This is a genomic window from Streptomyces sp. NPDC054783 (genome assembly GCF_053611725.1).
The window spans coordinates 1-1,509 of record NZ_JBSHAY010000100.1 but is presented as its reverse complement, the minus strand read 5'-3'; the positions used below and the strand labels follow the sequence as shown (position 1 = coordinate 1,509).

The window sequence follows — 1,509 nt, the reverse complement described above, 5'->3', positions numbered from 1 at the left end:
AACGTCGCCGGCAACCGCAGCCCCGTAACCGACCTCAAGTCATTACGCAGCTCCACCGCCGTCAACGAATCAAAACCCAACTCCTTGAACGCACGCCCAGGCGCCACCGCCTGGGGCCCGGCGTAGCCGAGGACTCCGGCGACACTGCGCAGCACCAACTCGAGCAGCTCACGGTCCTGTTCGACAGCGGGCAGCCCGGCCAGTCGCTGTCCGAGCGAGGTCGCGGTGCCGCCGGATGCGGCGTCCGTCACGCGTGGCAGTGGCGTCCGTACCAGGCCGCGCAGCAGTGCCGGGACCGTCCCGGTGGCCGCCGCCTCGGCCCGCAGCGCCGCCAGGTCCAGCCGCATCGGCAGCAGCACCGCCTCGTCCACCGCCACCGCCGTGTCGAAGAGGGCCAGGCCCTCCTCCGACGACAGGGCGGCCATTCCGTCGCGCGAGATCCGACGCAGGTCACGGTCGCTGAGGGTTCCGGTCATGCCGCTGGCTTCGGCCCACAGACCCCACGCCAGCGCACTCGCCGCCAACCCCTCAGCCCGACGACGCTGCGCCAACGCCTCCAGAAACGCGTTCGCCGCCGCATAGTTGCCCTGACCAGCAGCACCGAAGACCGCCGCCGCACCCGAGAACAACACGAACGCCGACAACCCGGCATCCCGCGTCAACTCATCCAGAAGCAACGCCGCATCCACCTTCGGACGCAACACCGCATCCACCCGCTCAGGCGTCAACGACGACATCACACCGTCATCCAGCACACCCGCCGCATGCACCACAGCACACAACGGATGCTCGGCGGGTATCGAGACCAGGAGGGAGGCCAGCGCCTCGCGATCCGCCACATCACACGCCGCCCAGGTGACCTCTGCACCCAGCTCCGCAAGCTCGGCGGACAGCCCGGCCGCGCCCTCGGCCTCGGCGCCGCGGCGACTCACCAGCAGCAGGTGTCGTACGCCGTGCTCGGCGACCAGATGCCGGGCCACCAAAGCACCCAACGTCCCCGTCGCACCCGTGACCAGCACCGTGCCCCCGGCACCCACACCACCCAAACCACCGAAGGACACACCCGCGCCCTCACCGGCCACCGGCACCCGCACCAGACGCGGCACCAGCACCGCACCACCACGCACCGCCAACTCCGGCTCACCGACACCCAGCAACGCGGCATCCACCCGCACCACCGAATCATCGACATCCACCAGCACCAGCCGACCCGGATTCTCCGACTGCGCCGACCGGAACAACCCCCGCGCCGCAGCAGCCGCCAGATCCACAACCCCCTCACCCGGAACCGCCTCCACAGCACCCCGGGTCACCAACACCAAACGACCATCCGCAAACCGCTCATCAGCCAACCACGCCTGCACCACACCCAAAACCCGGTGCACCACACCACGCACCACACCCGCCGACACACCCGACACACCCGACACACCACCGCCGGCCGCTTCGTCCGACGAAGACGAGTCACACTCCACCACCACGACCGACGGCACCGACCCACCACCGTCC

Annotated in this window: 1 protein-coding gene; it reads right to left on the bottom strand. The window is 69.8% G+C overall.

The window, feature by feature from the left end:
- Positions 1–1,509 (bottom strand): type I polyketide synthase (locus tag ACWGJ5_RS46515; RefSeq protein WP_453315635.1); only part of this gene is annotated, 1,509 nt, incomplete at both ends.